A 26,257-nucleotide genomic window follows, 5' to 3' on the forward strand; every position below is an offset into this window, starting at 1 on the left:
ATTATAATACGCCACGAGGTGAATGAACGCCTTTTGTCCGTATAATGCTTTCCTGCACCTTTGGGGCTTCATTCTGCTTTTCTGCCTGCTCCGAAGCATCTTGTTTGGTTTCCGGCGTAATAGATAGCTGTATCTTTCTTTCTACGGCAGCCAGTTCCGTTTTAAGCTCACTCAATCGACTTTCCTTAGCCCAAGTACCGTTAACCACTTCCTGAAGTATCGGCAGGTCTTTTTGTATTTCAGCGATTTTCTCCTGCTCCTGCTTCACAAAGCCCGGCAGTTTTTCCAAAGCCCTTAAAAAATTCATTGCGGCGGTTTCGGGGTCTTTTGCCATCAGACCGTTATTGTAGGTGTACTTGATATTGCCCTCGCCAGTTATAAAAAATCTATTGACCCTTTCGAGTGTTGAATTATCCTTTGGAAGTTCTGATTTAACCAATAATTGAAACCCGTAGAGGTTGCCTATTTCACGATAGTCGCCTGCCGTGCGGGCTTTGTTCGCTATCTCGTTCAGTTTTGCGCCTATTTGTTTCGGATTTGCATTGGGCGGCAAGCCATCTAACAGCACAGGGTTTTCGATTGTACCGTCCGAACGCTTTTGCAGGCGTTGCTGTAAGTTTTCCCAGTCGGTACTCATCCGGCTCAAACGGGATTGAGTGCTTTGCAACATTTCCATATAATCCTGTACCTTAAATTTGGCACTGGATTTAGAGCGGTTGAACGCCTGCTTTTCGCTTTCCAGTCCGGCAATCTGTTTTTCCAGTTTGGCTTTATCCAACAGGTCTGTATTTCCTGACAGGATTGCCACATATTCCGAAAAGTTCATTCCCGATTTTTCGTCCATACTTCCCTCGTCAATCGTTCTTTTGGTCAGGTTGTTAGTCTTTAACTGGTCGATGAAAAGCTGCTTATTATACAGCAGGTTGAATTTGTAACTGTCCAACGATTTTTCAACTGCATAGATAATCACAGCAACTTTATTATCGGCAAAGAATTTGGCAATCTCATTGCCTTTTCTGATTGCCCGCCCGTCCCTTTGGGCAAGGTCAGACGGTCGCCACGGTGTATCTAAATGATGAACGGCAACAGCTCTTTTATGTGCGTTTACGCCAGTTCCGAGCATACTTGTAGAACCGAACAGTACACGGATTTTGCCCTCGTTCATTCCGTTGATAAGTTCCTTACGTTGCTTATCATTTTTCGCTTCCTGAATAAACCTTACTTCGTGCGCAGGTATGCCGTGGTCCTCCACGAGTTTGCGTTTTATTTCGGAGTACACGTTCCATTCGCCGGGCTTGTAGGTTCCCAAATCGGAGAAAACGAACTGCGTTCCTTTCTGTGCGTTGAACTGGTTGTAATACTTGGCGATATTTACCGCACAATGCGAAGCCTTGTTGTCGGGATGGTCGTCGTATATACCACTTACCATACGCATATCGAGCGACATCTTACGGGCATAGTCCGTCGCAATGAGCATCTTTGCTTTTTGTTCCCTTTGCGATAATGGTTCTCTACCGAGCAAAGTAGCATCGCCCGTTTTGGCAAACTGCATCAGGCTTTGGATAAAGGCTTCTTGGTCGGGCGTTGGCGGTATGTTGTACAATACCTCGTTCTTAGTGGGGCGGTCAATACCAATATCCTTAGCCGTTCTGTAATCCGTGATTTCAGAATAGAACTGTGCCAGTTCCGGCACTTTGATAAAGTAGCGGAAACGCTCTTTTGCTACAATATTGTTAGCTACCGAAAATTCATAATCGGTCGTTTTCCGTGCATAGATAGCTGCCCACGCATCAAAGGAATGAATACCCTGTTTTTCCAATGCACGGGGGCGCAGGTATTTAAACAGCAGGTACAATTCCGTTAATGAATTGCTGATGGTTGTACCCGAAAGAAAGGTTGCACCCATATCCGCATTGGTACGCTCTTGAATGGTGCGGATTGCAAACAGCAGGTTCAGTGCCTTTTGGCTGCCGTCCACGTTCCCCAGTCCGGCAACCCGTGTATGACGGGTGTTGAACATCAGGTTTTTGAACTGGTGGCTTTCGTCCACAAACAAATGGTCTATGCCCATCATCTTAAAGTCCACAATATCATCCTTACGGTTTTCAATATCGTGTTGCAGCGTTTTCAGCTTTACTTCAAGATTTTCTTTCCGCTTGATTACCCCGGCGAGCATTCCCCTTGTCACTTCCTTGCCCTGCGATTTCAGGGCATCGAGATTGCGCTCTACGCTGTCCAGTTCTATTTCGAGGATTTCCTTTTGTATTTCGGGCGATTGCGGTATCATTCCGAACTGGTCGTGCGTAAGTATCACGCAATCCCAATCATTATTTTTAATATCCCCGAAAATCCGCAGGCGTTTTTTCGGCGTAAAATCATCAATACCCGGATAAAGGATTTTGGCGTGTGGATAGGCTTTACGGTAGTCTTCGGCAATGGCAGGTATATTTGCTTTCAGCCCGATAATCATCGGCTTATGGGCTAATCCCAAACGCTTCATTTCCTGCGCTGCGGTACACATTATCAGCGTTTTTCCTGCGCCTACTTCGTGGTCGCAGATAGCACCGTTGTTCAGCTTTATCATCCAAACGGTGTCCTTTTGACTTGAATACAGGTCTTCAATGCCTGCTCCCTTGCGGTCTAATCCCGGAAATTCCTGATGGCTTCCGTCATAGTTTGGGCGAACGAAACAATTAAAGGTATCGTTGTACTGGTCGGTCAGCCTGTTTTTAAACTCATCGTTCTGTGCGTGTAGCCAGTCGGTAAAGGCGGTACGGATTTCGTCAATCTTGGTGTTCGCCATTTGTATGGCTTCCATATCCCGTACTTTAACCTCTTGGTCGCCAACCATTACTTTTTTGGTAATATCAGGCGTGGTATTGACAAGGGCGTGTTTAAGCAGGGCAATACCGTCAAACGTGCGGCTTTCCGCTTTGACCGCATATTTTTCCCAAATGTGCATATTGCCCTGATGACACTTTACGGAAAAGTCGTCGGAGCTTTCGGAGTAATGAACCAGTACATCCGCATCGAACAAATGCGAAGCGAAACGGGCATAAATTCCGGTAGGTATCCACCGTTCGCCGAGGTTAAAATCCAGTTCCTCAAATTCGATACGTTTTGGTCGGGCTTCCTCTAAAGCGGTAAGGCTTTCTTTGGCTTCGGTATCATCGGGATAGTTTTCGAGATAGGCTCTTACTTCATCTGCTTTCTCCACCACGTTGCCTGCAATCCAACGTTCGGCTATTTCATATTCCTGTTGTAGCGGATTGTAGAACAACCGCCCGTGCAGGGCTTCTTTCAGGGTATCGGCAGGCAGGCTGCTGATTTCGGACATAAAGTCCAAATCCACATTTCCGTATTTGTTCAGGGAGGCAGCTAAAGCCTCTTCGGGATTGTCGGTTGCTAACGTGGTAGTAGAGAAACTGACCGGACGGCTGAAAATATCCGCTTTATGGATTATGCCGCCAATGACACGCTCCAGATAGGGGATTTCTTTACCTGCACTGTCTGTTTTTATCAGCTTGGCATTGTCGGCAGTATTGAGATTGCCGTATTTTTTGGTAAAGGCATCGTACAGCAGGTTCAGGGTTTCCCGTTCTTCCCTGTGTTCGGTCTGTTTTTCAGCTTCTTTTTGGTACAGGTTGATATAACTGTCCCTTACGGCTATGTAGGCTTCGGCTCTTGCTTTCTGTGCCGACGGCAATTGCAATGGATGAAAGATAGCTTTTTTGTCTTCCTTATCCACCTCTTGCAAATAGCCGACCCAACCGTTATCCACCACAAGGCAATCATTCCGGTGGAATAATTGCAGTTCGCCGCTATACGGAGCAGGTTCAGGAACGGTGTTAATATCGGTAACGGGAATGGCAGTCTTATCAGACTGGCCATTGCCGTTTATTTGTGAAAACAGGTCGCCGATGGCTTCCTGTTTTTTGCTGTTTACTTGGCTTTTTCCATTGGTAGCACCATTGGATTTTAGCGGTGTATAAGGTTGCTGCCTGGCACTGCTGAACAGGTCGGGTTGACGACCTATTGTGCCTCTTCTTTTATTACTACTTTGCCTTTTGTTTTGGGTAGTTCTTTTAGGTGGAGCAAGCACCATTACAGGCTCACCCGCACTTTCAAACAGGTCAAAAATGCTTAGTTGTTTTAGTTCCTGTGGGCTTTCCTGATGGACTACCGGAGTGGTTATAAGCTGCGGTTTTTGCTGAACGATTGCAGGGTCTATGACCGGAGGTGTAACCTTTGGTTCAATCGGAATTTGTATCATAGGCTCATCATTGCGTTCGCCTTTGTATAAATTCAAATTCAGATGGTTCCCAAAATCTTCGGAAAGCATTTGTTTCAAATCTTTAGCAATACCCTCAACACCGTCTTTATGCGTATAGATTAAGGCAGGTTGACCGTATGGGTCGGTATCTAATTTTTGGTCGGTATGGATAATTCTTGTACCGTCCTGAAAGAGCGCATTGCCCGGCGTATTGTATTCGGTTGGCTTGCTTTGGCAAAACAGATCTTCCCTGTCGGTCAGATTTTGTTTTGCCGTATTTTTTTGCAGGATAATCAGGTCGCTGCCCACTTCCGTACCTGCATATTCGGTAAACAGATTGTTGGGCAGTCTTACAACCGAAACCAAATTATTATCCTGCATCAACGCCCTGCGTATGGGTTCGTTCTTAGGGCTATTCAGAATGCCCTGCGAAGTGATGTAAGCCAACAAACCACCCTCACGGAGCATATCAGCACCTTTCAGAAAAAAGTAATTGTGTATGCTTCGGGCAGCCTGTTCCTTTGCGCTGTTTCTGCTGCGTGAATAAGAAAGGTCAAATACAGAAGTATCGCCGAACGGTATATTACTGGCGATTATATCATAGTTGTTTTGTTCCCTTTCGGGAATTTCCTCAAAACCGTTGATACGGATATTGCTTTCGGGGTAAAGCTGCTTTAAAATCTTGCCTGTAAGCAAGTCTTTTTCATAAGCGGTAACACTGGCTTTCTGATTTTCCGAAAAGGATTGGATGAATGAACCGATACCTGCGGAGGGTTCGAGGAATTTATCAATGTGCAGACCATTATCCCGCAAGGCAGATGAAATGGCATCTATAACCTTTGGCGGGGTATAAAAAGCCGTCAGCACGGAACTTTTCATACTGTCCACATACCTGCGGTATTGCTTATCGTCTTGGGAATTGTCTTTGAGGAGTTGGTGGAGTTCCTGCGTGAGTGGAAAAAGGTCGTGTTCTGTTTTTCTCCAATGATTGATGTCTATTTCGTTTTCTACGGCGTTCAGAACGAACTTAAGACCGCCAAATCCGCTGTATCGCATCATTAGCAGTCTTTCTCCTACGGTGGCTTGCCGTTTCTCCTTTTCCAGTTTAAAAACAATTCGCAGGGCATCAATATTCTGTTGGAGATGGAACCGCTTACTGAAGCCCATTTTCCTCAATCCATATTGAGATGGTTCCGGTCAGTTCGGTATAGAGTAAATCAAACTCATTTCCGTTGGCGAAATCATCAGTTAATTCATATCCTGCGAAAACAGGCTCACAAACGGGAAACATTTTAAGGGCGAACGGTCGCAGTTCCTCGTCTGCCATTATGGTATCAAATTCATTGCATACCACTTTGAAAACCGTGTCGAACTTGGAGAAGTGCAAGCCCTCAAAAAGTATGTAGTTGGCTATTTCGTCGCATTGCTCAACGGCGTTTCCCGAACGGAAAGCACTCTCATAAGCATTGGCAGCCCACGAAGACCGTTGGTCAATAAATTTTTGGTCGTGTGCCTTTTCGGGAAAGCTGCTGTTAAATAATTCTTGCAGTCGTAATCTGAAATACGACAGGTCTTTTTGCTGTACATCCATACTTATTTTGATTAGAATTTTACTTAAATCCTAAAATTATAAGCAGGAGCAAATGCCTTTGATAATGTTGCAGCGTTTGGCTTTGAAAGGCAGGATTTGGCGATTTACAATAGAAAATTGAACTGATTATTTATACAGAATTGGTGCTTGGCTATATGTTTTTTCACAAACTACTTTTGTGGTTTAAATATTTATCGTAATATTGCGATATATTATTACAAATAAGATGGGCGTAACAAAAACAGAAATATTTACAGAACAGCAAAACAGCTTGGCAACCACTTTAAAGGCACTGGCTCATCCTGCCCGTATAGCTATCCTGCAATACATCATCAAGCAGAATGCTTGCATTTGTAATGACTTAGTGGAAGAATTAGGATTGGCGCAGGCTACGATTTCACAACATTTAAAAGAGCTTAAAAACATTGGTATCATCAAAGGCAATATAGAAGGGACAAGTGTGTGCTACTGTATTGATGAAAATGTTTGGCAGCAGATTAAAAAGGAACTCAATGCTTTCTTTATAGATAATGTAGAGGTTGATAAATGCTGTTAAGCATTTTTTTTAAGCACATTAATCGCAATAAAGCAATATAACAATTAAATAAAAAAATAATGAAAATATCAAACATCAAAGAAATCTTACCAGCATTGGATAATGTTGAATTTCAATTAGAGAACGGAACATTTGTACCCGAACACTTTCACGTTACCGAGATAGGTGTTATTACAAAACACTTCATTGATTGTGGCGGAACAATTAGAAACGAAAAAGTTGTCAATTTCCAATTATGGAATGCCAACGATTTTGAACACCGATTAAAGCCAACAAAGCTATTAAACATCATTAAGCTATCCGAAGAAAAGTTGGGTATTGAAGATGCCGAAATAGAAGTAGAATACCAAAGCGAAACGGTTGGTAAATACGATTTGAATTTTAACGGAAACCATTTTGTACTGAAAAACAAGCAAACAGCTTGCCTGGCAAGTGATGCTTGCGGTATTCCTGCCGAAAAGCAAAAGGTAAAATTATCAGAGCTGAATAATGCTTGCTGTACACCAAATTCGGGATGTTGCTAAACACTAAAAACAAAATGCGATGTATCAAAAACTAATCGAAATCATTAACAACAAAATTGATGTACAAAGCATCAGCGAAGAACGTAAAGCCGTATTACAACCGCTGATTGATTTTATACAGCAAAAAGTAAACGACAGGCAGGATATAAATATCAATTTCATCTGTACCCACAATTCCCGAAGAAGCCATTTATCACAGGTTTGGGCACAGGTAGCGTCAGCACATTTTAATATACCAAATGTACATTGTTATTCGGGCGGTACGGAAGAAACGTCACTATTTCCGAAAGTTGCAGAAACATTGACTAATCAGGGGTTTAACATTTTCAAAATCGCAGATACTAATAACCCTGTATATGCCATAAAATACAGCGATAATGCTTTGCCTGTTATCGGCTTTTCAAAAAAGTACGATAGTCCTTTCAACCCAGTATCAGCATTTACAGCCATTATGACCTGTTCACAGGCAGACGGTGGATGTCCATTTATTGCAGGTGCAGAAAAAAGGATACCTATCACATTTGAAGACCCTAAAATTTCAGACAATACACCGGAGCAATCACAGGTATATGCAGAAAGAAGTTTACAGATAGCAACGGAAATGTTTTATGTTTTTTCAAAAGTCAGTCAATAACCAATGCAACCAAAACTAAAATTTCTTGACCGTTACCTTACCTTATGGATATTCCTTGCAATGGCAGCAGGTATAGGTTTAGGGTATTTCTTTCCGGGAATATCAAAAATTACAAATGCTTTATCCGTAGGCACTACAAACGTTCCTTTGGCAATAGGTCTGATACTGATGATGTACCCGCCATTGGCAAAAGTGGATTATTCATTATTGCCCCAAGCATTTAAGGATAAAAAAGTAATCGGCATATCCTTATTGCTCAATTGGGTTACCGGTACAATATTGATGTTCGGATTAGCCGTTTTGTTTTTACGTAATGAACCCGATTATATGACAGGCTTGATATTGATAGGTTTGGCAAGATGTATCGCAATGGTAATCGTATGGAGCGATTTAGCTAAAGCAAACAGAGAATACACAGCTATGTTAGTTGCATTAAACAGCATCTTTCAGATAATTTCTTATAGCTTCTTAGTTTGGTTATTCATTAATGTATTACCAAGCAAATTAGGAGTAGCCAATTTCAATGTAAGCGTATCAATGAAAGACATAACCGAAAGCGTATTAATATACTTAGGCATTCCTTTCTTAGCAGGTTTTATAAGCCGTTACGCATTGGTAAAGTCAAAAGGAATAGAATGGTATAACAGGAAATTTGTACCTCGAATATCGCCCATTACATTATATGCTTTACTGTTTACAATCGTATTAATGTTCAGTCTGAAAGGCGATAAAATATTAGAACTGCCAATGGATGTAGTAAAAGTAGCCATACCGTTAATCATCTATTTTGTACTAATGTTTTTTGTCAGCTTCTTTATCAATAAATCTTTAAACGTTCCTTACGACAAAAACGCATCCATCGCATTTACAGCCACAGGAAACAATTTTGAATTGGCAATAGCCGTAGCAATAGCGGTTTTCGGTATTCATTCTCCACAGGCATTTGTGGGCGTTATAGGACCGTTGGTAGAAGTACCTGTACTGATACTGTTGGTAAAAGCAAGTTTATGGCTAAAGAAGAAATATTACTAAAGGTTATTTAAGAACGTATTAGAGCATTTTGAAGCATAAAAAAACTAAAAATGAACCTCCGATAATTCGGAGGTTCATTTTTTACGGCTTGTTCAATATTTGAAGCATCCTGCCGACTTCAATATCCATTCTTTAAAAAGCAAACCATTTTTTGCCCAGGTCTTTGAGCGATGCCCCTATATGGTAGAGTTCTGTATGGTCAATAATCAAAAAACGGTCGTGGGCGTCGGAAAACACTTCAATTTCTATCGGAGGATATTGGCTATTGTAGCGTTGTAAGTCTAACCGTAACTGATTGCTGATACTTTTGGTAAGGATTGTAGCGGTTACATTAGTCTTACGCTTACCCAACAAGGTAAGCACCGTATCATCCACATAATTATCAAGCAGGATAACAGAGCTTTTGGCACTACGGATAATATCGGAAACAAAGGCGTAGGCATCAAAAATCTGCCCGTTGTAGAAAATGCCTTTTTCGCTGTGCAGCTTGTCGCTTTCCAAAGCCTTAAAAATCTCTTCAACTTTTTGGTCGGCTTCCAGTTGCTTTAACTCGATATTGTCCAAACGATGAAACAAAGAAGCGTTGCTGATGAGCATACGCCGCATTTCTACAAAGGCTTCCATTATTTCCACACTCATTTTAACGGCTATATCAGAACGAAGTATGGCAGATGCCATTGCAACGCCTTGTTCCGTAAAAGCATAGGGCAAATAACGTCTGCCGCCGTAATTTAAACTTGAGGTTCCAATTTGGAACCTCAAGTTTTCAACTTCCTCTTCGGTCAGTTGAAAGCAGAATGATACAGGAAAACGCTTAATATTTCTTTTAACAGCTTTGTTCAGGTTCTTTGTTTCTACCTGATATAAGGCAGCGAGGTCGCTATCCAACATTACCTGTTTGCCCCAGATAGTATAAATCAGGTTCCTGATTTCTTTGGGTACGATTGACGGTTTATTTTCCATTGCGTTTACTGCTTTTGTTTTTTTCAAACTCAAAGGAACTTTCAGCGTTTTCTTTCAGAATGATGTAAGCATCGAATTTCTTTCCGGCTTTGCTTGTCATTCCTTTGATAAGAGAGGTTTTGCCTTTATTGACAAGGTTTGTTACATTTTCGATACTGATTTGTACACCGCAGACGGTGCGGAACTGTACCCAGTTACAAGCCTCATCAGGGCATTTCACAATCTTGTCACGGATAATAAGCTGCTGACTTTTGCATTTCGGGCAGGTTAGTTTGGGTTGGTTGGTGCTTGCAATAGAGGTTTGTAGCAATTCATCGGTAATAGATTTGGCATAGGTTTCCATTTCCTTTTGGAATGTTCCGGCATCCGCTTCGTTATTTTCTATTTTCTGTAACGCCAATTCCCATTCGGCAGTCATTGCCACGTCTGCAATTTTCCGGTCTTTTACAAGCCCGTACACCTGCAATCCTTTTTCCGTAGGGATTAAAGAACGTTTATCCCGTTGGATATAATTACGGGTAAACAGGGTTTCGATAATGGCGGCTCTTGTTGCAGGAGTACCGATGACGATATTTTTGAGGGCTTTGCGTTCTTCTTCGTTCTCAATTTCTTTCCCTGCGGTTTCCATAGCCGACAAAAGCCCGGCTTCGGTGTAAAGCACTGGTGGTTTGGTCTGCTTTTCCAAAACTGCGGCTTCCTTTATGGCAAGTTCGTCGCCTTTATGCAGTTCAGGTAATTCCTGAACTGGCTCTTCGCCGTCATCGGTAAAACTTCCTTTTATGGAACGCCAACCCGCTTCCTGAATTTTACAGCCTTTTGCCGTAAAGTCGTAATGCAATACCTGTAATGATACATCGGTTATTTCTTTGACACAGGCTTGCGATATGGCTTCAAGCAAGCGAAGCGCAATCATATTGTAAATCTTGTTTTCGTCTGCATTAAGTACGGACGGTACTTTGTCCGTAATCAACAAACCGTGATGGTCCGTTACACGGAGGTCATTCACGATACGTTTGTTGAACCGTCCCCATTTGATTTTGGTAAGGGCTTGCTTGCAATCCTCACGATTTTGCAATGCCCGCACGAGGTTTGGAATTTCTGCCCACATATCTTCAGGGATGTATTTGCTCCCGGTACGTGGGTACGTGATAAACTTCTTTTCGTACAGGCTTTGCGCAATATTGAGCGTTGCTTCAGCAGATAATTTCAGCCTTTTGTTGGCTTCCTTTTGTAAGCCTGTCAGGTCGAAAAGCAAGGGCGGTTGTTCTGTAACGCTTTTGGTTTCTACTGATGTAAAGGTTGCCGTTGCGCCACGCTGAATAGCTTTAAGGGTATCATCAGCAAGTTGCTTTTCGTCCCATTTGGTTGCGGAAATACTTTTGAAATCAACCTGGGCTTTGTTGTGCGTTAATTGTATCTGCCAGTATTTCTTTACCGTGAAATTCTTATTGTCGAGGTAACGTTTGCATATCAAAGCCAGTGTGGGCGTTTGCACTCTTCCAAGCGAATAGATACCATTGCCTGCGGCAATGCTCAATGCCTGTGTAGCATTGATGCCTACAAGCCAGTCGGCACGGCTTCTGCCTTGCGCTGCCTGATACAGTCCGTCAAATGCTGCCCCGTCTTTTAGGTTGTTGAAGCCTTGCTTTATTGCCTTTTCGGTAAGCGAACTTATCCAAAGGCGTTCAAAAGGTTTGTTGCATTTCAGGTATTCATAAATGTACCTGAAAATGAGTTCGCCCTCACGACCTGCATCGGTAGCAACGATGATGCTGTTGCTTTGCTTAAAAAGCTGCTCAATGACTTTCAGTTGCTTTAATGCGCCAGTATCGGCGGTGTACCCTTTGTCTTTTTTGACCTTGCGGACGGTCAATAAAAACGGGTTGGGCAATATCGGCAGGGATGCTTTATCAAATCCCGAAATGCCGTAATCTTCGGGCATTCCCAGTCCTATTAAATGACCGAATGCCCACGTAACAAAATAGCCGTTACCTGTCAGGTAGCCATCCTTTTTATCGGATGCTCCCACAAGTCCGGCTATTTCCCTTGCTACGCTTGGTTTTTCTGCAATGATTGTTTTCATACTGTATTACATTTTTCTGCCTTTGGATTTTTCAGGCTTGTTATCCTGTTGCTCCTGCTGCTTCTCGTTTTTCGGTCTTTGCTGCCCGGACTTCAAAGGCTCTTGGACGTTCTTGGTCGCTTCGTTGGTTTTACCCTCCGAATTGACGGCAGTTTGTGTTTTATGAGTTTCGGCAGGTTCTACCCGTGCTTTGTACTGACCGGGAAACTCAAAATTGGTCTTTCCGGTATCTTTGTCGAACGTGATATAACCCTTATACGGTTGGTCTTTTTTGTCTTTCAGTTCAACGTATATGGTTTGTCCGGCTTTGAACTTGTTGTACTGCTCATCATCCAGTTCTTTGCCCCTGAAAGTTCTTGGAGCTTCTTGCGGTTGGCTTTGCTGATTGCTTTGTTGGGTATTCTGTTGGTTCGTTTGCGCCTGCTGATTGTTGTTGCTTCTGTCAAACAGGAACTCAACATACCGTTTGTCCGCATTGAATTGTACAGTTGCCGAAAACTCCGTTCCTTTCGAGGAAATCATACCCTCTAAATAGAGCGGTTTGCCCTCCATCAGCGTTTGTTTTTGTTCGTCATTCAGCTTTACGCCCTTAATTTCATCGGGAATTTTTATAAACTCCGTGCGCAGTGCAACCACGTCATTGGTCAGCCTGTCAATACTTATAATGGACGGCATCAGGTCGCCTGTTTTGGAGTTTACCAAATTGACGACACGCCCCATATTACCCGTTTCGAGCAGGTTTTTCTTGTCTTCGTCCGTAAACTTGTGACCGAAAAATTCAAAGTGGAGGTTAGGTTCTCTTTTGATACCGTGTATTGCCACGATAACATTGCCGTCTTCCGCTTGCTGTAAAGACAGGCGGGCATCCGTGCGGAGGATAGAGCCCCCGAGGTTGATACCTATCGGTAAAAGCTCATTGGTTTTATAACCTCGTAACAAAGGGTCGAGCAGGTTCCTTTTTTCAAGATACTCTTTGCTCAATCCGAGGTTTTTCATTGTGTCCCAATCAATCTGCTCCGGCTTGTAGCGATATTCGCTTGTTTCCGTTGTTGTTTGTGCTGTTGCCATATTATTTTGATTTTCTTGTTTTTTATCGGGTTGGGGTTCTGCTTTCACTTCGTGTTCTTTCAGCACTTTTTCGCCCTGTGGAGTGGGCTTATCTACGTGCTTTTGTAATTCCTCTGCTTTTTCAGCAGCAACCGAGGCAGGCACTTTGAAGAAAGTAAAGTTTGTAGGGTTCTTTAACTGGCTGAAAAAATTGGAAAAGAAGTTGGAAAAGAAATCACCGCTTTTATCCACACGCATAAACTGGTTTTGATTTTTCTTCGTGGGGTCAACGGTTTCCATTTTCCCGTTTTCGTCTATACTCTTTACTGCCTGGATTTTCATTTTCTCTTTATCCAGTACGAGTAAGATGTCCGAAAGCTGTTCGGGCATTTCCTGTTTATTAGTTGTTTCTTCGCTCATAATCTGAAAATTTCAAAATTTCACGATCGAATGTAAAGGAAGCCTTCACTGATTTGCTTTATGTGGCACTCAAAGGCAGCGTTTGTCACTTATTGGCATCCAGTTTAGGTAACGGAGGGTTAAAACTTTCCCTGATGAACTGATGCACATCGGATAGCTTGTAATACAGTTTTCCGCTAATGGTATAATAAGGGAGCTTACCTATGGAGCGATACCGTTGCAGGGAACGGTTACTGATTTTCAGCATTTGCAATAAATCCTGATTATCCAGTAACTCTTCGCCGTCTATGCTGTTGCGCTTCTTTTGTAAATCGTCTATGTGGTTGCCAAGAATGTCCATCCTGTCCATTATGCGTTCCATCCACGCCACAAATTCCATTTTGTCGATATTCATACGGGTACGCTTTTAATGATTACCTGATTTCAGCTTTCTGCCTTTCTCGATATAGCTTTTGCCTTTCGCCATAAGCTGCTCCACATATTCATCGGTCGTCTGCACGGCGTTAGCGTTGAGCATTTCCTTGATAGCACCAATCGTATAGTAATACTGCCCGTACATTTTTGAAAAAGCTATCTGCCCGTTGGTGCGCATACGCCACAACGTTTTTTCGCTGATGTGGAGATACTGGCAGACTTCGTGGTTGTTGAGCCATAAGCTATCGTAGCTTGTATCTTCCAGTTTGAGGATATATTCGCTAATGGCTTTCAACCGTTCGTTGAGGTGCTTCCACACTTCTTCGTCAACTGTTATAATGTTCATTGCACTATTGTTTAATATTCACAGTACAAAATTCAGAAGTGTGGCAGTGTTTGTCTGCCAATGCGTACCCATTGGTTTGGCACTTTTTTTCAAATTTTTTGCAATGAGAAAAACCCTTGTTTAATAAGGGTTTTAGCGTGTTTCGGTTATTTTGCAGTAGCCTTTTGCCCATATATGCCAATTGGCATATATGGGCAAAGAAAAAGCAGTACATTTTGTGTACTGCTTTCAAACACCCGTGCTGATGTTGCTAAAGGTCTTTATCCATATACTCTTCGAGGGAAATTTTGAGCTGGTCTAAAAACACCGTTCGGGAGCCTGCCCTTGTTTTCATTCGGTGGAAAGAATGATGTATATCGTTCAAGGGCGTTCGGAAGAGGATTTGGAAAATCAATGCTAATTTCCTGATGCCTATTTTCCCGTATGCAATAGATTTGGAAACATACAGGGCGTAAATCAATTCTATCAGTGCATTTTGCGAGTTCGTCCACGAAATGTCTTTGTTTCCATCACCGTTTATTGAAATGGTATCGGGATTTTTTTCAGGGTTTATTTTGGTAAGCAAGAAAGTATAAAGTAATTCATTGGCTATAATATGGGCAACTTTGTTATCGTAATAAGTAGAAAAGCTAAGGTCAATTTCAAATACACTACTTTTTAGACCATCGTGGTAATTGATTTTTCCGAGCCTGAAATAACTGTGGTCACGGTCAGTTCTGCCTGCACGATAGTACCTGTAAAAATCCTCATTGGATATGCTTTCCTTGTATTCGGATTTCAGAATTTTCAGTTGGTTTTCAAAATAACTTTGGTGTATTCTCCCTGCACTTACGGGGCAGGTAGTTTCAATGCGGAATACCTTATTGTAATAAATAAGTTTTCCTAAAATCTGCGGTTTGATTTTCTTGAAAAAATTGATTTCCTGCCGTTCGTCCTTAAATCCGGTCTGCAAGACTTTCATCTTTATAGTAAACAGCATTTCCTTTAAGAATAAGGTCATTTGGTAAGCCTCATCCGCAGTTTGCATCATTTGAGAAGATAGCATATCTTCCTGACGCTGAATTTCCGATAATATTTTGTTCAACACGATTTCCATAGCTTAGATTTTTAGAGATTAACACCATACGTTTCGGATTTACATTTTTGTTTATTTGTCAAAACTTGGAAATAATATCGGAACCAATATCACAGGTTGCCCCCATATTGGGGAAGATTTATTTTATAACGCCTTATGATGTATATTGGAAAAAGCAGAAAAAAGGGTTAAGCACGCTACGGCTTAACCCTTTTTTTTATTAAATTTGCGGTAATGATTTACAAGGTAATCAGATGAAAGTGAGTGCAGTAAGCACCATTACTAAATCGTTACCGATAGCACTTTCGGTTCTTGTAAACTACTCTTTATTAGCCACTTTGGGCTATATTAATCTTTTTTTAGAAAAAAAACCGCCTCAGTTGTGAGACGGCTTCTTTATAAAGTTGTACTGTTATGCGCCCCGGCTTGAACGGAGCTCTTTTTGCGCAACGAAGTGAAGCAAAAAAGCGGGAGTGGAAGACGGAAAAAGGCGCCCGAATCTAAAACGGTTTATTGAATTCAAATAATTGTTACCTTTACTATTATAAATCCCAGGTATGAATACCATACAATCTATTTCCCATTTTCACAGGCTTTTATCACTGCCGGAACCGAAACATCCGATGGTAAGCGTTATTAACCTTTCAGAAAGTATTTTTATCGAAGATGAAGTCTGGAAAGGCTTTGTGAGTCATTATTATTGTGTAGCCCTGAAACGGAATGCAACCGGAAAAATAAAATACGGACAACAGCATTATGATTATGATAAAGGGGTACTGAGTTTTACGGCGCCCAACCAGGTTCAGCATCTCGATCTAGAGACGATGGATTGCCAAAATACAGGCTATCTGCTTATTTTTCACGAAGATTTCCTGCTGAAACATTCCCTTGCGAAAACGATTTCTTCCTACGGATTTTTTTCTTACGCCGTTAATGAAGCGTTGCACCTGTCTGAAGACGAGGAAAATGATCTGCTTGAAATATTATTTAAAATTGATAAAGAATGTCAGCATATTGATCATCATACCCAGGAAATTATTTTATCACAAATAGAGTTATTGCTGAATTATTCCAAACGATTTTATGAAAGGCAGTTTATTACCCGAAAAAGCGGGAACCATCATCTTTTGGCAAAATTTGAAGCGTATCTGAATGATTATTTTAACAACAATTCTATTGAAAAGGAGTTGCTTACCGTTCAGCAAATTGCAGAAGCTATGAATCTTTCGCCCAACTATTTAAGCGATCTTCTGCGGGTTCATACCGGACAGAATACGCAGCAGCATATCCACGAAAAGCTTATTAATAAAGCAAAGGAGAAACTTTCAACAACAGATTTATCAGTAAGTGAAATTGCTTATGAGCTGGGATTTGAACATGCACAGTCATTCAGCACGCTTTTCAAAAAGAAAACGAAGATGTCACCGCTGGAGTTCCGGCATTCTTTTAACTAAAAACGTCTTCGCGGATATTATTTTTATGATTTTTTCCCCAATCCGAAAGGGCCATGATCACCGGCTTAAGTGTTTTGCTATAATCGGTTGAAATGTATTCCACGATCACGGGAGTCTGTTCCGCATGGACCACTCTTTTTACAAACCCATTCAGTTCAAGATCTTTAAGCTCATTAGAAAGAACTCTCGCCGAAATACCCGAAATTTTTCTCTGCAGCTCATTGAATCTGATATTACCACTTTCCTGCAGAACAATAATAATTTTAAGCTTCCATTTCCCGCCAATTACATAAATGGCATCTTCCACAGAAGAAAGATGTCCGCTACATTCTTCAACCGTAATGTGATTGTCCAAAAGAACATTGTTTTCCATAATTTCAAATTTTAACTAACCGAAAGGTTACTGCTAACCTTTTGTTTACTACTAACTTTTGATAAGCAAATGTAGATAATTTTGCTGAAGAATTTTAAAATTTAAAAAATGAAAAACATACTTCACATTATTTCAAGTCCGAGAATGGAAGCTTCAGCCAGTAGAAAATTGGGAAATGCGGTTATTGAAAAAATTCAGGAAAGGTATCCGGATGCAGTGGTAACAGAGCGGGATCTTACGAAAAAGCCGGTTCCTATTTTGGAAGAAGCCCATATCAATACTTTTTTTACGCCGACAGAGAACTATTCTCCCGAACAGGCAGAAATTAATGAGTATTCAGCCGGGCTGATTGCCGAACTGCAACAAGCCGATATTATTGTTGTTGATTCTCCGATGTACAACTTTTCAGTTCCGGCATCTCTTAGAGCCTATTTTGATTTTACTTCCAGAGCAGGATATACTTTTAAATATGATGAAAACGGACCAAAAGGTTTATTGAATAACAAAAAATTATACATTGCTTTCACCTCAGGAAATATCTATTCTGAAGGGCCTTACCAGATTTATGATTCCAATGTTCCGTACGTTAAAAATATTTTTGGTTTTTATGGTGTTACCAATGTGAGTGTGTTCCGTGCAGAAGGGTTGTCGATTCCTGGAATTCAGGAAACCGCCCTGGAAAAAGCAATTGAAAGAATTACCATTGATTAATTACAGCTATAAAGTTAGAAAAATGAAGGGTTTTCAAATTTGAAAACCCTTCATTTTAATGTTTGGCTAAAGCCTATTTGATTACTGTACATAAAAGCCGGCTAAAGCTGCTCCTATTGATATCGCTCTATTTTATATTTATCATTCAACTTCAAAAAGCAGACGTTCCCCAAATTTTTGTTCATTAATAGTACCGTTTTCGTAAACCAGATTTCCGTTGACAAAAGTGTGGGTTACCTTAGAATGGAAATTCATTCCTTCCAAAGGACTCCAGCCGCATTTGTAAAGGATATTCTCTTTTTCAACCGTCCAGTTTTCGTTTAAATCAACCAAAACAAGATCCGCTTTAAAGCCTTCTTTGATGAAGCCTCTTTTTTCAATTCTGAATAAAATCGCCGGATTATGAGCCATTTTTTCAACAATTCTTTCTAAAGAAATTTTTCCGTTCTTATAATTTTCCAGCATCACGACCAAAGAATGCTGAACCAAAGGCGCTCCCGAAGGACATTTTGTATAGATATTTTGTTTTTCTTCCAAGGTGTGTGGTGCATGGTCCGTTGCAATCACATCAATCCTGTCATCAAGTAAGGCTTCCCAAAGCCCGTCTTTGTCATGCTGGGTTTTTACTGCCGGATTCCATTTGATAAGAGAGCCTCTTGTTTCATAATCTTCGTTGGTGAAAGTAAGATGATGAACACAAACTTCTGCTGTGATTTTTTTATCTTTTAACGGAATGTCATTTCTGAAAAGTTCCAGCTCTTTCGCCGTAGACAAATGAAAGACGTGTAGCCTCGCTCCTGTTTTTTTTGCCAGCTCAATTGCTTTTGAAGAAGATTTGTAGCAAGCTTCTTCACTTCGGATCAGATGATGGAATTTCACAGGAATGTCTTCGCCGTATTCATCCATATACTTTTGAGTATTCGCTCTGATCGTTGCTTCGTCTTCACAGTGAACGGCAATCAGCATTTTTGTATTGCTGAAAATATTTTCCAGGGTTTCCGGATTATCCACCAGCATATTTCCTGTTGATGAGCCTAAAAATAACTTAATCCCCGGAACATTTTTTGGATTGGTTTTTAAAATTTCTTCCAGGTTATCATTCGTTCCTCCCATCATAAAACCGTAGTTGGCAAAAGATTTATGGGATGCAATTTCATATTTATCCGCTAATAATTCTTGGGTTACAGCATTCGGAACCGTATTAGGCTGCTCTATAAAACTGGTAGTTCCACCTGCAATGGCTGCGCGGGATTCACTTTCAATATCCCCTTTATGCGTAAGCCCCGGCTCACGGAAATGCACCTGATCATCAATAACTCCGGGTAAAAGATATTTTCCTGAACCGTCAATCACCCGATCTGCTTCTTCGGAAATATTCGTGTCTATTTTAGAAATCATATCGTTTTCGATGAGAAGATCGCCTGTAAGGATTTTTCCTTCGTTAACGATTTTTACATTTTTAATTAAGGTTTTCATTTACTTTTAGAAATTAGAGATGAAATTTGACGATCAACTTTGTCAAAGTTCGGAACTTTGACAAAGTTTTCCAAAATTAAGGTTTATCCGCGAATTTTTACCCCGCCAACAACAAATCAATTTCTAAATATTTACATTTGCATAAAAATTTCAGATTTTGAAGAAGCTTCTCAACGAAACGATTATCTATGGAATCGGGGCCATTATGCCGAGGATCATTGTCGTACTGCTGAATTATCTCTTTATTAAAAATATTGACAACAGCGCTTTTGCCATTTTCACCAATCTTTATGCGTTGATTTCATTTGTTAATATTGTTTTATCCTTCGGTTTTGAAACCGCATACTTCAGATTTTCATCAGATAAAAATAACGAACAAAAGGTTTTCAATACATCATTCTGGTTTTTAACAGGCTTATCAACCGGGTTTTTGATATTGGTACTGCTGTTCAACCAGCCTATTGCGAATGTTTTCGGGTATTCGGAAACACCGGAATTCATCAGATGGTTTGCCTGGATTGCATTCTTTGATAATATTCTTGTAATTCCGCTCGCGTGGTTCAGGTTTCACAACAGGCCGATAAAATATACGGCCGTAAGAGTCATTCAGGCCGTTTTCCAGAGTGCTTTTGCGATTGCTTTATTTCTTTATATTCCACAGGAATTCAGTTTGAAATTAGGTTTAAAAGAAAAAGTTTCTTACCCTTTTTACAGTAATCTGGCAGCCAGCTTTTTGGGTGTAGTATTGGTTTTACCGGTTATCCTGAAGGTGAAGCTGCAGTTTTCAAAGGAGCTGTTCTTTCAGATGCTCAAATATTCGTGGCCAATCATGATTGCCGGATTGGCTTTTATGGTGAATGAAAACTTTGATAAGTTCATCCAGAAATTCATTATTGATGACGGAGATGCAGGAGCCTACGGAGGATGTTATAAAATGGCCGTTTTGATGACGCTATTCGTTACGGCATACCGAATGGGAATTGAACCTTTTTTCTTCAAACAGATGAACAATGAAAACGCTAAAAAGACATACGCCAAAGTAACCGAATATTTCTCGTTTTTTGCTTCTGTAGTGGCTCTGGGAATTATTGCCAATGTTTCATGGCTTAAGCTTTTACTCGTTCCTAACAGTTCTTACTGGATTGCCTTGGATATTATTCCAATTATCGTCATCGCAAATCTTTTTTTCGGAATCTATTACAATCTTTCTACGTGGTACAAAGTAACTGACAGAACGAGAGTAGGAACCTATATTTCCTGGATAGGAGCCATTATAACGATTGCCTTAAATCTTTTTTTACTAAGGCAATATGGCTTCATGGTTTCAGCATGGATCACACTGGCCGCTTACTTTACCATGATGGTCTTATCTTATTTTTTAGGGCAGAAATACTATCCTATTCCGTACCGAATGAAAAAAATTTCTTTTTTCGTAATCCTTTTGGCAGTTTTCAGCTATATTATTGTAGAATTTTTTGATTACAACCTCTGGATCGGAAATGTATTTTTCCTAGCTTATGCAGGAATTTTGATCTACTCTGAAAAGGATATGCTTCTCTCAAGGATCAAAAAGTAATTTGGTCTTTAATTTGCTGCGTATGGTTTCTGTTTTACATAATCTTTAAAACTCAGAAATTCTATCACAAACAAATGTTTTATTGTTATCTTTATAAAAATTAAATAACCTAATAAAAAAACATACTAATATAATTTATGAAAATTATCGTTCCTATGGCTGGACGTGGTTCCAGATTACGCCCACATACCCTTACCGTTCCGAAGCCTTTGATTCCGATTGCCGGAAAACCTATTGTCCAAAGGCTGGTAGAAGATATCGCCAAAGTTGCAGGGGAAGAAATTGAAGAAGTAGCTTTCATCATCGGAGACTTTGGTCCTGAAATTGAAAAATCTCTTCTTCAGATTGCTGAAAAACTGGGTGCAAAAGGAAGCATTTATTACCAAAATGACCCTCTTGGTACGGCTCATGCCATTAAATGCGCAGAACAATCAATGAGCGGAGATGTGGTAATCGCATTTGCCGACACACTTTTCCGTGCAGATTTTATCTTAGATAAAAACTCGGATGGTGTAATCTGGGTAAAAAGCGTGGAAGACCCTTCTGCTTTCGGGGTTGTAAAACTGGACAACTACGGATTTATTACAGATTTTGTTGAAAAGCCGCAGACTTTTGTTTCAGACCTGGCCATTATCGGGATTTACTATTTCAACAGTGCCGAAAAATTGATGGATGAGATTAATTACCTGATGGATAATGACATCAAAAACGGCGGAGAATACCAGTTGACTACTGCTCTGGAAAACCTTCGTGCAAAAGGAGCGAAATTTACCTTAGGTAAAGTAAACGACTGGATGGATTGCGGAAATAAAAATGCTACCGTAGAAACCAACAGCAAAATCCTTGCTTACGAAAAGGAAGCAATGGCACAATATCCGGCTTCGGCGCAAATCGAAAATTCACTGATTATTCCGCCATGCTTTATCGGTGAAAATGTAAAAATCTCCAACTCAAAAGTGGGTCCCGGAGTTTCATTAGGAAACAATACAGTCGTTGTTAATTCTAATATTGAGAATTCCCTGATTCAGGAAAATACGCAGATTAATCACGGAAACCTGTCAAATTCTATGATTGGGAATTCTGCACAGTATTTCGGGGTATCAAGAGAAATTTCTTTAGGAGATTATTCCGTCCTTGATTTCTTATCGAAATAATCAATCAAAATAAATAATTCAACGGAAATAAGTATCTTCAGACCACACAAAATGTTTTGTGTGGTTTGGCGTTAATATTGCAACGTAATTTTTATAAATTGAAAGGTAAATACATGAAAAACTGGATCATTCTACTCTTATTGGTTTTTGCCGTAACATCCTGTAAAACGAGAAATGCAGGCAGAAAAAACAATAAAAATATAAAAACCGACAGCACGTTTGTACTGGAAACTGACCAAAATCCGAAAGATGCGAATGAACCCATCAGAAATAAACTTCCTTTTTTCGAACATGTAATTCCTCCGCCACAGTTTGAGCAGATTAAAATCAGCAGTAAGGTAAATGTAGAAACCGGAAGTTTTATCCCAACCCTTGATGCTACAATATATATTGAAAAGGACAAAAAGGTATGGATGAATCTTCAGGCGTTTATCATTACTGTAGCCCGGGGAATCGCTACTCCGGAAGGAATAAAGGGACAGGATAAAACAAGCAAAACGTATATTGACTCCGATTTCGATTATCTTAATAACCTTCTCAATGTTAATTTCATTGACTACAAATCTTTAGAAAAAATTCTACTGGGGCGAACTTTCGTTAAAATTAATGACTCGCAGTTTACCCTTACCCAAAATTCCCAGGGATTTAAAATGGCATCCAACGTAAATCAGAAAATAGAGACCGAAGGAAGAACAAGAGAATATAAAATTGTCCTTGATTACGATACCAATTATGATCTCTTGAACGTTAATCTTAAAGACGTTTTATCTCCTGATGAACTTAATGTTTCCTACAGTAATTGGGAAGAAATTAATGGAATCAGATTGCCTAAAAGTGTTAAAATAATTATAAAAGGCTCAAAAAACAGTCAGATTTTACTGGAAAATACGAAATTTGACTTTTCGAGGATGGATACACCTTATTCTGTACCATCCAGTTATAAGAAAATTGAGATTAAATGATTAGAAAATTTAGCTTTTTAATAGGTATTTTACTGTTCGCACTGCACTATGGACAAAGTGGTAAAAAAGAACAGTTGCAAAAACAAAATGCTGAACTTAAAAAACAAATTGCTCAGATAAATACAGATTTAGCAAAAACAAGAAATGAATCGAAACTTTCTATAGCTTATCTTGAAAATGTCAATAAAAAATTGATGTTGAGAGAAAAGGTTTATAACAATACTCAGAAAGAAAAAAGATTTATTGAAGATGAAATTTACCTTCGTCAGCTTGAAATTAACCGCCAAAACAGAGAGCTTAAAATCCTAAGGGAAAATTATGCAAAAGTTCTGGTAAATGCTTATAAAAATAAAGGAGTCCAAAATAAAGTAACTTTTATCCTTTCTGCTAAAAACCTTGGTGAAGCAATAAGAAGGGTTCAATATTTAAAACAATATTCTGATTATCAAGACAAAAAAGCTGCTGAAATCACCAACGCTGCAGCTAAAATCAAAAAATCTATTGCCCAGAAACAGAATTCTGTAAAAGAAAAAGCTAATCTTCTGGTCAATCAGCAGAAAGATTTAACAACCATTAATGCAGAAAGAGCTCAAAAAGAACAGCTGGTAGCAGAATTTAAGAAAAACGAATCCAAACTTACCTCAGAGCTCAGACAAAAGCAGGCGCAATCCAAAGCACTGGAAGGACAGATCAGATCAATTATCGCTGAGGAGATAAGAATTGCCAAAGCTGAAGAAGAGGCAAGAAAAAAAGCCGAAGCTGAAAAAATCCGCCTTGCCAAAATTGCTGCCGAAAGAGAAAAAGCCAGAATTGAAGCTGAAAATAAAGCCCGTGCAGAAGCTCTTGAAAAAGAAAGACGGGCAGCAGAAGCTGAAGCAAGAAAAGCATCTGAACTTGCTGCAAAAAGAGCAGAAGAAGAAAGAAAACGAAATGAAGATGCTGCGAGATCAGAAGCTACGGCAAGAGATGAAGCCAGAAAAATAGCTGCTAAAAAAGCGTCCGATGAAGCAGCTGCAAAAGCAAAAGAAGCTTCCGATAAACTGGCTGCGGCAAGAGCCGCAGAAGCAGCCCTGGCAAAAAAGAAAGAGGATGATAAAAAAGCTGCGGAAACAAAAGCAATGACCAATTATGGTGTAACAACTGTTGCAGGAAGCAATTTTGCAGATAATAGAGGAAGATTAGGCTATCCGGCTGATAAAATAGGACAGATTACCCACCGATTCGGAAGACACCCTCACCCGGTATTTAAAAATATTGACGAAGAAAACAACGGTATTAAAATTTCGGTACCTTCCGGAACACGGGCAAAATCAGTATTTCCAGGAACTGTTTCTTCAGTATTGGCAAATAGTGACGGAACAAAAACCGTTATCCTGAAGCACGGGAATTATTTTACCATCTATTCCAATCTGGGAAGTGTGAGCGTTTCCAAAGGTCAGCAGGTTTCTGCAGGAACTCCGGTAGGAGTAATAGGCCAGGATTTTGACGGAACATATACCCTTGATTTTCAGGTATGGAACGGAAGCACACCTGTTGATCCTTTAGGTTGGGTTTCTTATTAAAAAAGATTAACTTTGTAAAAAATTTAGCAATGAATACATTAACAATATTGTCATTATCTTGGCAACACATCCTGATCGTAGCCATCATTCTTCTGTTACTTTTCGGAGGTAAAAAAATCCCTGAATTAATGAGAGGAGTTGGTTCCGGCATTAAAGAGTTTAAAGATGCGGTGAAGGAAGAAGATAAGCCTGGTTCTGAAAACAAAACCACAAACAATAATTCTTCCAGCAACTAAAAATTCTATAATCAATGAATTTTACAGAGACCGCATGGAAAGTCTTCAACAAATCTATTGAAGATTATCACGTGTATGATGACGTTAATACTCTAATTAATAATCCGTTCGAAAAAGACACTTTGGAACGAATTTTGTATGCAAAAAACTGGATTGATACCGTTCAATGGCATTTGGAAGATATAATTAGAGATGAAAATATTGATCCGGCTGAAGCGCTTCAACTTAAAAGAGCGATAGATGCATCCAATCAGAAAAGAACTGATCTGGTAGAATTTATAGACAGCTGGTTTCTTAAAAAATATGAAAGTGTAATTCCTAAACCTGAAGCAAAGATCAATACTGAAACTATCGCATGGGCGGTAGACAGATTGTCAATTCTCGCACTTAAGGTTTATCATATGTCGTTAGAGGCAAACAGAGATTCGGCTTCCGAAGAACACAGAGCCAATTGCCAGGCAAAATTAGATGTTCTTCTTACACAGCATGAAGATCTTTCAACTTCTATTAATCAGTTGCTTACTGATATTGAGAACGGTGACGTTAAGATAAAAGTGTACAAACAAATGAAAATGTACAATGATGAAAGTCTTAACCCAGTCCTGTATCAAAAGGGGCAACAAAAATGAAACGATTACTTTTTTTTGGGGTATTACTAATTATAACATCTTGTGCAACGGAAAAACAAAATTTTTCTCCGTTGTCTACTGGCTTTTATAGCGAAACCAAAGGATCAGATTCTGACAAAGGAACTAAAAACAGCATTGATATTAATGTAAAAAGTAACGTAAATGCTTCCGAAATTTCAAACCTGATCACTACTTTTCCCAAATTTAAAAATACAGCTTTAAACAACGAAATCATTACTTTGAAGTACAGCCTGCAAAACTATCTTTATGCGATAGATGCAGATAATCTGAGCGGGAAAAATAAAGCTTTAAAAGACTTTGAAAAATCTTATAAAAAAGTTCAGAAACTTAGAACAACTCTTAACAAGGATGATAATGAAATCCTGAACCGGTATCTCGTAAGGTTAAAAACTAATGTTTCTGCAATCGAAGATTATATTAAAGCAAATTAAATTAACTAAGGGTATCAATGATTAAAATTCAGGCGGAGTCCAATGTTCCTACGGAATACGGTACTTTCCGAATGATTGCTTTATCCGAAAACGAGAATGACTGGATGCCTCACATGGCTATCATAGCAGAGAAAACAGATTTTTCAAAACCTGTAAATGTGCGTTTCCATTCAGAATGTATTACCGGAGAAGTTTTCCATTCAAAAAAATGCGAATGTGGGCAGCAGTTGGATGCAGCCATGAAATATATCCATGAAAATGGAGGAGTTATTATCTACCTTCGCCAGGAAGGCAGAAATATCGGAATTATTAATAAATTAAAAGCATATTCTTTACAGGAAAAAGGGTTTGATACTGTAGAAGCGAATCTGAAGCTGGGGCTTCCCGCAGACGACAGAAACTTTGGAGTTGCTATTGAAATTCTTAATTTACTGGATATAAAAGACATTAATCTTCTTACCAATAATCCTGAAAAGGTAAAATATGTAGAAGAAAGCAATATTCATCTTAGCTCAAGGATTCCGTTACAAATTCCCGCCAATGAGATCAGCAGAGCATATCTCCAGACAAAAAAAGATTATTTTGGTCATTTGTTAGATGACAATGATAAATAAAAGCAAAGAAGCCGTCTCATTTCACGAGTCGGCTTCATTTTTTGATATTATTGTTATTCAAATTATTTTGGAAATTTTCTTTGCGATCATTGAAAATGGC

The 26,257-nt window shown here is 39.8% G+C and carries 24 protein-coding genes; 14 read left to right on the forward strand and 10 right to left on the reverse strand.

Annotated features, from left to right (window positions below; translation table 11 throughout):
* Position 1 precedes the first annotated feature (1 nt).
* Complete coding sequence (locus BUA76_RS16810) at positions 2-5,440, reverse strand: N-6 DNA methylase (protein ID WP_072885946.1); 5,439 nt, start codon at positions 5,438-5,440, stop codon at positions 2-4.
* Positions 5,427-5,864, reverse strand: a complete 438-nt coding sequence (locus tag BUA76_RS16815; RefSeq protein WP_072885947.1) for a DUF1896 domain-containing protein — start codon at positions 5,862-5,864, stop codon at positions 5,427-5,429. The genes BUA76_RS16810 and BUA76_RS16815 overlap by 14 nt, the downstream gene beginning before the upstream one ends.
* 226 nt (positions 5,865-6,090) lie before the next feature.
* On the opposite strand from BUA76_RS16815, the gene BUA76_RS16820 reads away from it, so the two are divergent.
* The 4 genes from BUA76_RS16820 to arsB are packed head-to-tail and all read left to right on the forward strand — an operon-like array spanning position 6,091 to position 8,610.
* Entirely contained in the window at positions 6,091-6,420 is a 330-nt protein-coding gene (locus BUA76_RS16820; protein WP_047094742.1) for an ArsR/SmtB family transcription factor, read from the forward strand.
* 59 nt (positions 6,421-6,479) lie between these two features.
* Entirely contained in the window at positions 6,480-6,944 is a 465-nt protein-coding gene (locus BUA76_RS16825) for a DUF6428 family protein (protein ID WP_072885948.1), read from the forward strand.
* Between the two features lie 19 nt (positions 6,945-6,963).
* Entirely contained in the window at positions 6,964-7,578 is a 615-nt protein-coding gene (locus tag BUA76_RS16830; protein ID WP_072885949.1) for a low molecular weight phosphatase family protein, read from the forward strand.
* 3 nt (positions 7,579-7,581) lie between these two features.
* Positions 7,582-8,610, forward strand: coding sequence for an ACR3 family arsenite efflux transporter (gene arsB, locus BUA76_RS16835; protein WP_072885950.1), 1,029 nt, complete (start codon positions 7,582-7,584; stop codon positions 8,608-8,610).
* 132 nt (positions 8,611-8,742) lie between these two features.
* Here arsB and BUA76_RS16840 read toward each other — a convergent pair whose 3' ends face one another.
* The 6 genes from BUA76_RS16840 to BUA76_RS16865 form a co-directional block, all read right to left on the reverse strand.
* Positions 8,743-9,573, reverse strand: a complete 831-nt coding sequence (locus BUA76_RS16840; protein ID WP_072885951.1) for an ORF6N domain-containing protein — start codon at positions 9,571-9,573, stop codon at positions 8,743-8,745.
* Entirely contained in the window at positions 9,563-11,656 is a 2,094-nt protein-coding gene (locus BUA76_RS16845) for a type IA DNA topoisomerase (RefSeq protein ID WP_072885952.1), read from the reverse strand. Before BUA76_RS16845 ends, BUA76_RS16840 begins: the two co-directional genes overlap by 11 nt.
* A 6-nt stretch (positions 11,657-11,662) precedes the next feature.
* Positions 11,663-13,123, reverse strand: a complete 1,461-nt coding sequence (locus BUA76_RS16850) for a DUF3945 domain-containing protein (protein WP_013632655.1) — start codon at positions 13,121-13,123, stop codon at positions 11,663-11,665.
* 85 nt (positions 13,124-13,208) lie between these two features.
* Positions 13,209-13,517: a helix-turn-helix domain-containing protein gene (locus tag BUA76_RS16855; RefSeq protein ID WP_072885953.1), complete on the reverse strand. Its 309-nt coding sequence runs from the start codon at positions 13,515-13,517 to the stop codon at positions 13,209-13,211.
* A gap of 12 nt (positions 13,518-13,529) precedes the next feature.
* Positions 13,530-13,832: a helix-turn-helix domain-containing protein gene (locus tag BUA76_RS16860; protein ID WP_449384905.1), complete on the reverse strand. Its 303-nt coding sequence runs from the start codon at positions 13,830-13,832 to the stop codon at positions 13,530-13,532.
* A 301-nt stretch (positions 13,833-14,133) separates the two neighbouring features.
* Positions 14,134-14,979 carry an RteC domain-containing protein gene (locus BUA76_RS16865; protein WP_072885954.1) on the reverse strand — a complete coding sequence of 282 codons (846 nt, stop codon included), beginning with the start codon at positions 14,977-14,979 and terminating at the stop codon, positions 14,134-14,136.
* Between the two features lie 536 nt (positions 14,980-15,515).
* Between BUA76_RS16865 and BUA76_RS16870 the strand changes: the two genes are divergently transcribed.
* Positions 15,516-16,412, forward strand: coding sequence for a helix-turn-helix domain-containing protein (locus tag BUA76_RS16870; protein WP_072885955.1), 897 nt, complete (start codon positions 15,516-15,518; stop codon positions 16,410-16,412).
* On the opposite strand, the gene BUA76_RS16875 is transcribed toward BUA76_RS16870, so the two are convergent.
* The gene (locus tag BUA76_RS16875) at positions 16,405-16,785 is read right to left on the reverse strand and encodes a winged helix-turn-helix transcriptional regulator (RefSeq protein ID WP_072885956.1); all 381 of its coding nucleotides are present in this window, start codon (positions 16,783-16,785) and stop codon (positions 16,405-16,407) included. The two genes, BUA76_RS16870 and BUA76_RS16875, sit on opposite strands and share 8 nt — an antisense overlap.
* A gap of 108 nt (positions 16,786-16,893) precedes the next feature.
* Between BUA76_RS16875 and BUA76_RS16880 the strand changes: the two genes are divergently transcribed.
* Entirely contained in the window at positions 16,894-17,496 is a 603-nt protein-coding gene (locus tag BUA76_RS16880; RefSeq protein ID WP_072885957.1) for an FMN-dependent NADH-azoreductase, read from the forward strand.
* A 141-nt stretch (positions 17,497-17,637) separates the two neighbouring features.
* Here BUA76_RS16880 and BUA76_RS16885 read toward each other — a convergent pair whose 3' ends face one another.
* Positions 17,638-18,972, reverse strand: a complete 1,335-nt coding sequence (locus BUA76_RS16885) for a dihydroorotase (RefSeq protein ID WP_072885958.1) — start codon at positions 18,970-18,972, stop codon at positions 17,638-17,640.
* Positions 18,973-19,129: 157 nt separating this feature from the next.
* Between BUA76_RS16885 and BUA76_RS16890 the strand changes: the two genes are divergently transcribed.
* The 8 genes from BUA76_RS16890 to ribA all read left to right on the forward strand — a co-directional run bounded on the left by BUA76_RS16890 (position 19,130) and on the right by ribA (position 26,157).
* The gene (locus BUA76_RS16890) at positions 19,130-20,548 is read left to right on the forward strand and encodes a lipopolysaccharide biosynthesis protein (protein ID WP_072885959.1); all 1,419 of its coding nucleotides are present in this window, start codon (positions 19,130-19,132) and stop codon (positions 20,546-20,548) included.
* Between the two features lie 137 nt (positions 20,549-20,685).
* Positions 20,686-21,702, forward strand: coding sequence for a sugar phosphate nucleotidyltransferase (locus tag BUA76_RS16895; protein WP_072885960.1), 1,017 nt, complete (start codon positions 20,686-20,688; stop codon positions 21,700-21,702).
* A 113-nt stretch (positions 21,703-21,815) separates the two neighbouring features.
* Positions 21,816-22,664 carry a lipoprotein insertase outer membrane protein LolB1 gene (locus BUA76_RS16900; protein WP_072885961.1) on the forward strand — a complete coding sequence of 283 codons (849 nt, stop codon included), beginning with the start codon at positions 21,816-21,818 and terminating at the stop codon, positions 22,662-22,664.
* Entirely contained in the window at positions 22,661-24,226 is a 1,566-nt protein-coding gene (locus BUA76_RS16905; protein ID WP_072885962.1) for a peptidoglycan DD-metalloendopeptidase family protein, read from the forward strand. The genes BUA76_RS16900 and BUA76_RS16905 overlap by 4 nt, the downstream gene beginning before the upstream one ends.
* 29 nt (positions 24,227-24,255) lie before the next feature.
* Positions 24,256-24,462 carry a twin-arginine translocase TatA/TatE family subunit gene (locus tag BUA76_RS16910; protein ID WP_042721620.1) on the forward strand — a complete coding sequence of 69 codons (207 nt, stop codon included), beginning with the start codon at positions 24,256-24,258 and terminating at the stop codon, positions 24,460-24,462.
* A gap of 14 nt (positions 24,463-24,476) precedes the next feature.
* Positions 24,477-25,091, forward strand: coding sequence for a DUF4254 domain-containing protein (locus BUA76_RS16915; RefSeq protein WP_072885963.1), 615 nt, complete (start codon positions 24,477-24,479; stop codon positions 25,089-25,091).
* On the forward strand, positions 25,088-25,543 hold the full coding sequence (locus tag BUA76_RS16920; protein ID WP_072885964.1) for a hypothetical protein: 456 nt from the start codon (positions 25,088-25,090) through the stop codon (positions 25,541-25,543). Before BUA76_RS16915 ends, BUA76_RS16920 begins: the two co-directional genes overlap by 4 nt.
* A gap of 17 nt (positions 25,544-25,560) precedes the next feature.
* Positions 25,561-26,157: a GTP cyclohydrolase II gene (gene ribA, locus BUA76_RS16925; protein WP_072885965.1), complete on the forward strand. Its 597-nt coding sequence runs from the start codon at positions 25,561-25,563 to the stop codon at positions 26,155-26,157.
* Positions 26,158-26,257: the final 100 nt, after the last annotated feature.

Origin of the sequence: Chryseobacterium takakiae (assembly GCF_900129385.1) — a bacterium.
GTDB lineage: Bacteria > Bacteroidota > Bacteroidia > Flavobacteriales > Weeksellaceae > Chryseobacterium > Chryseobacterium takakiae.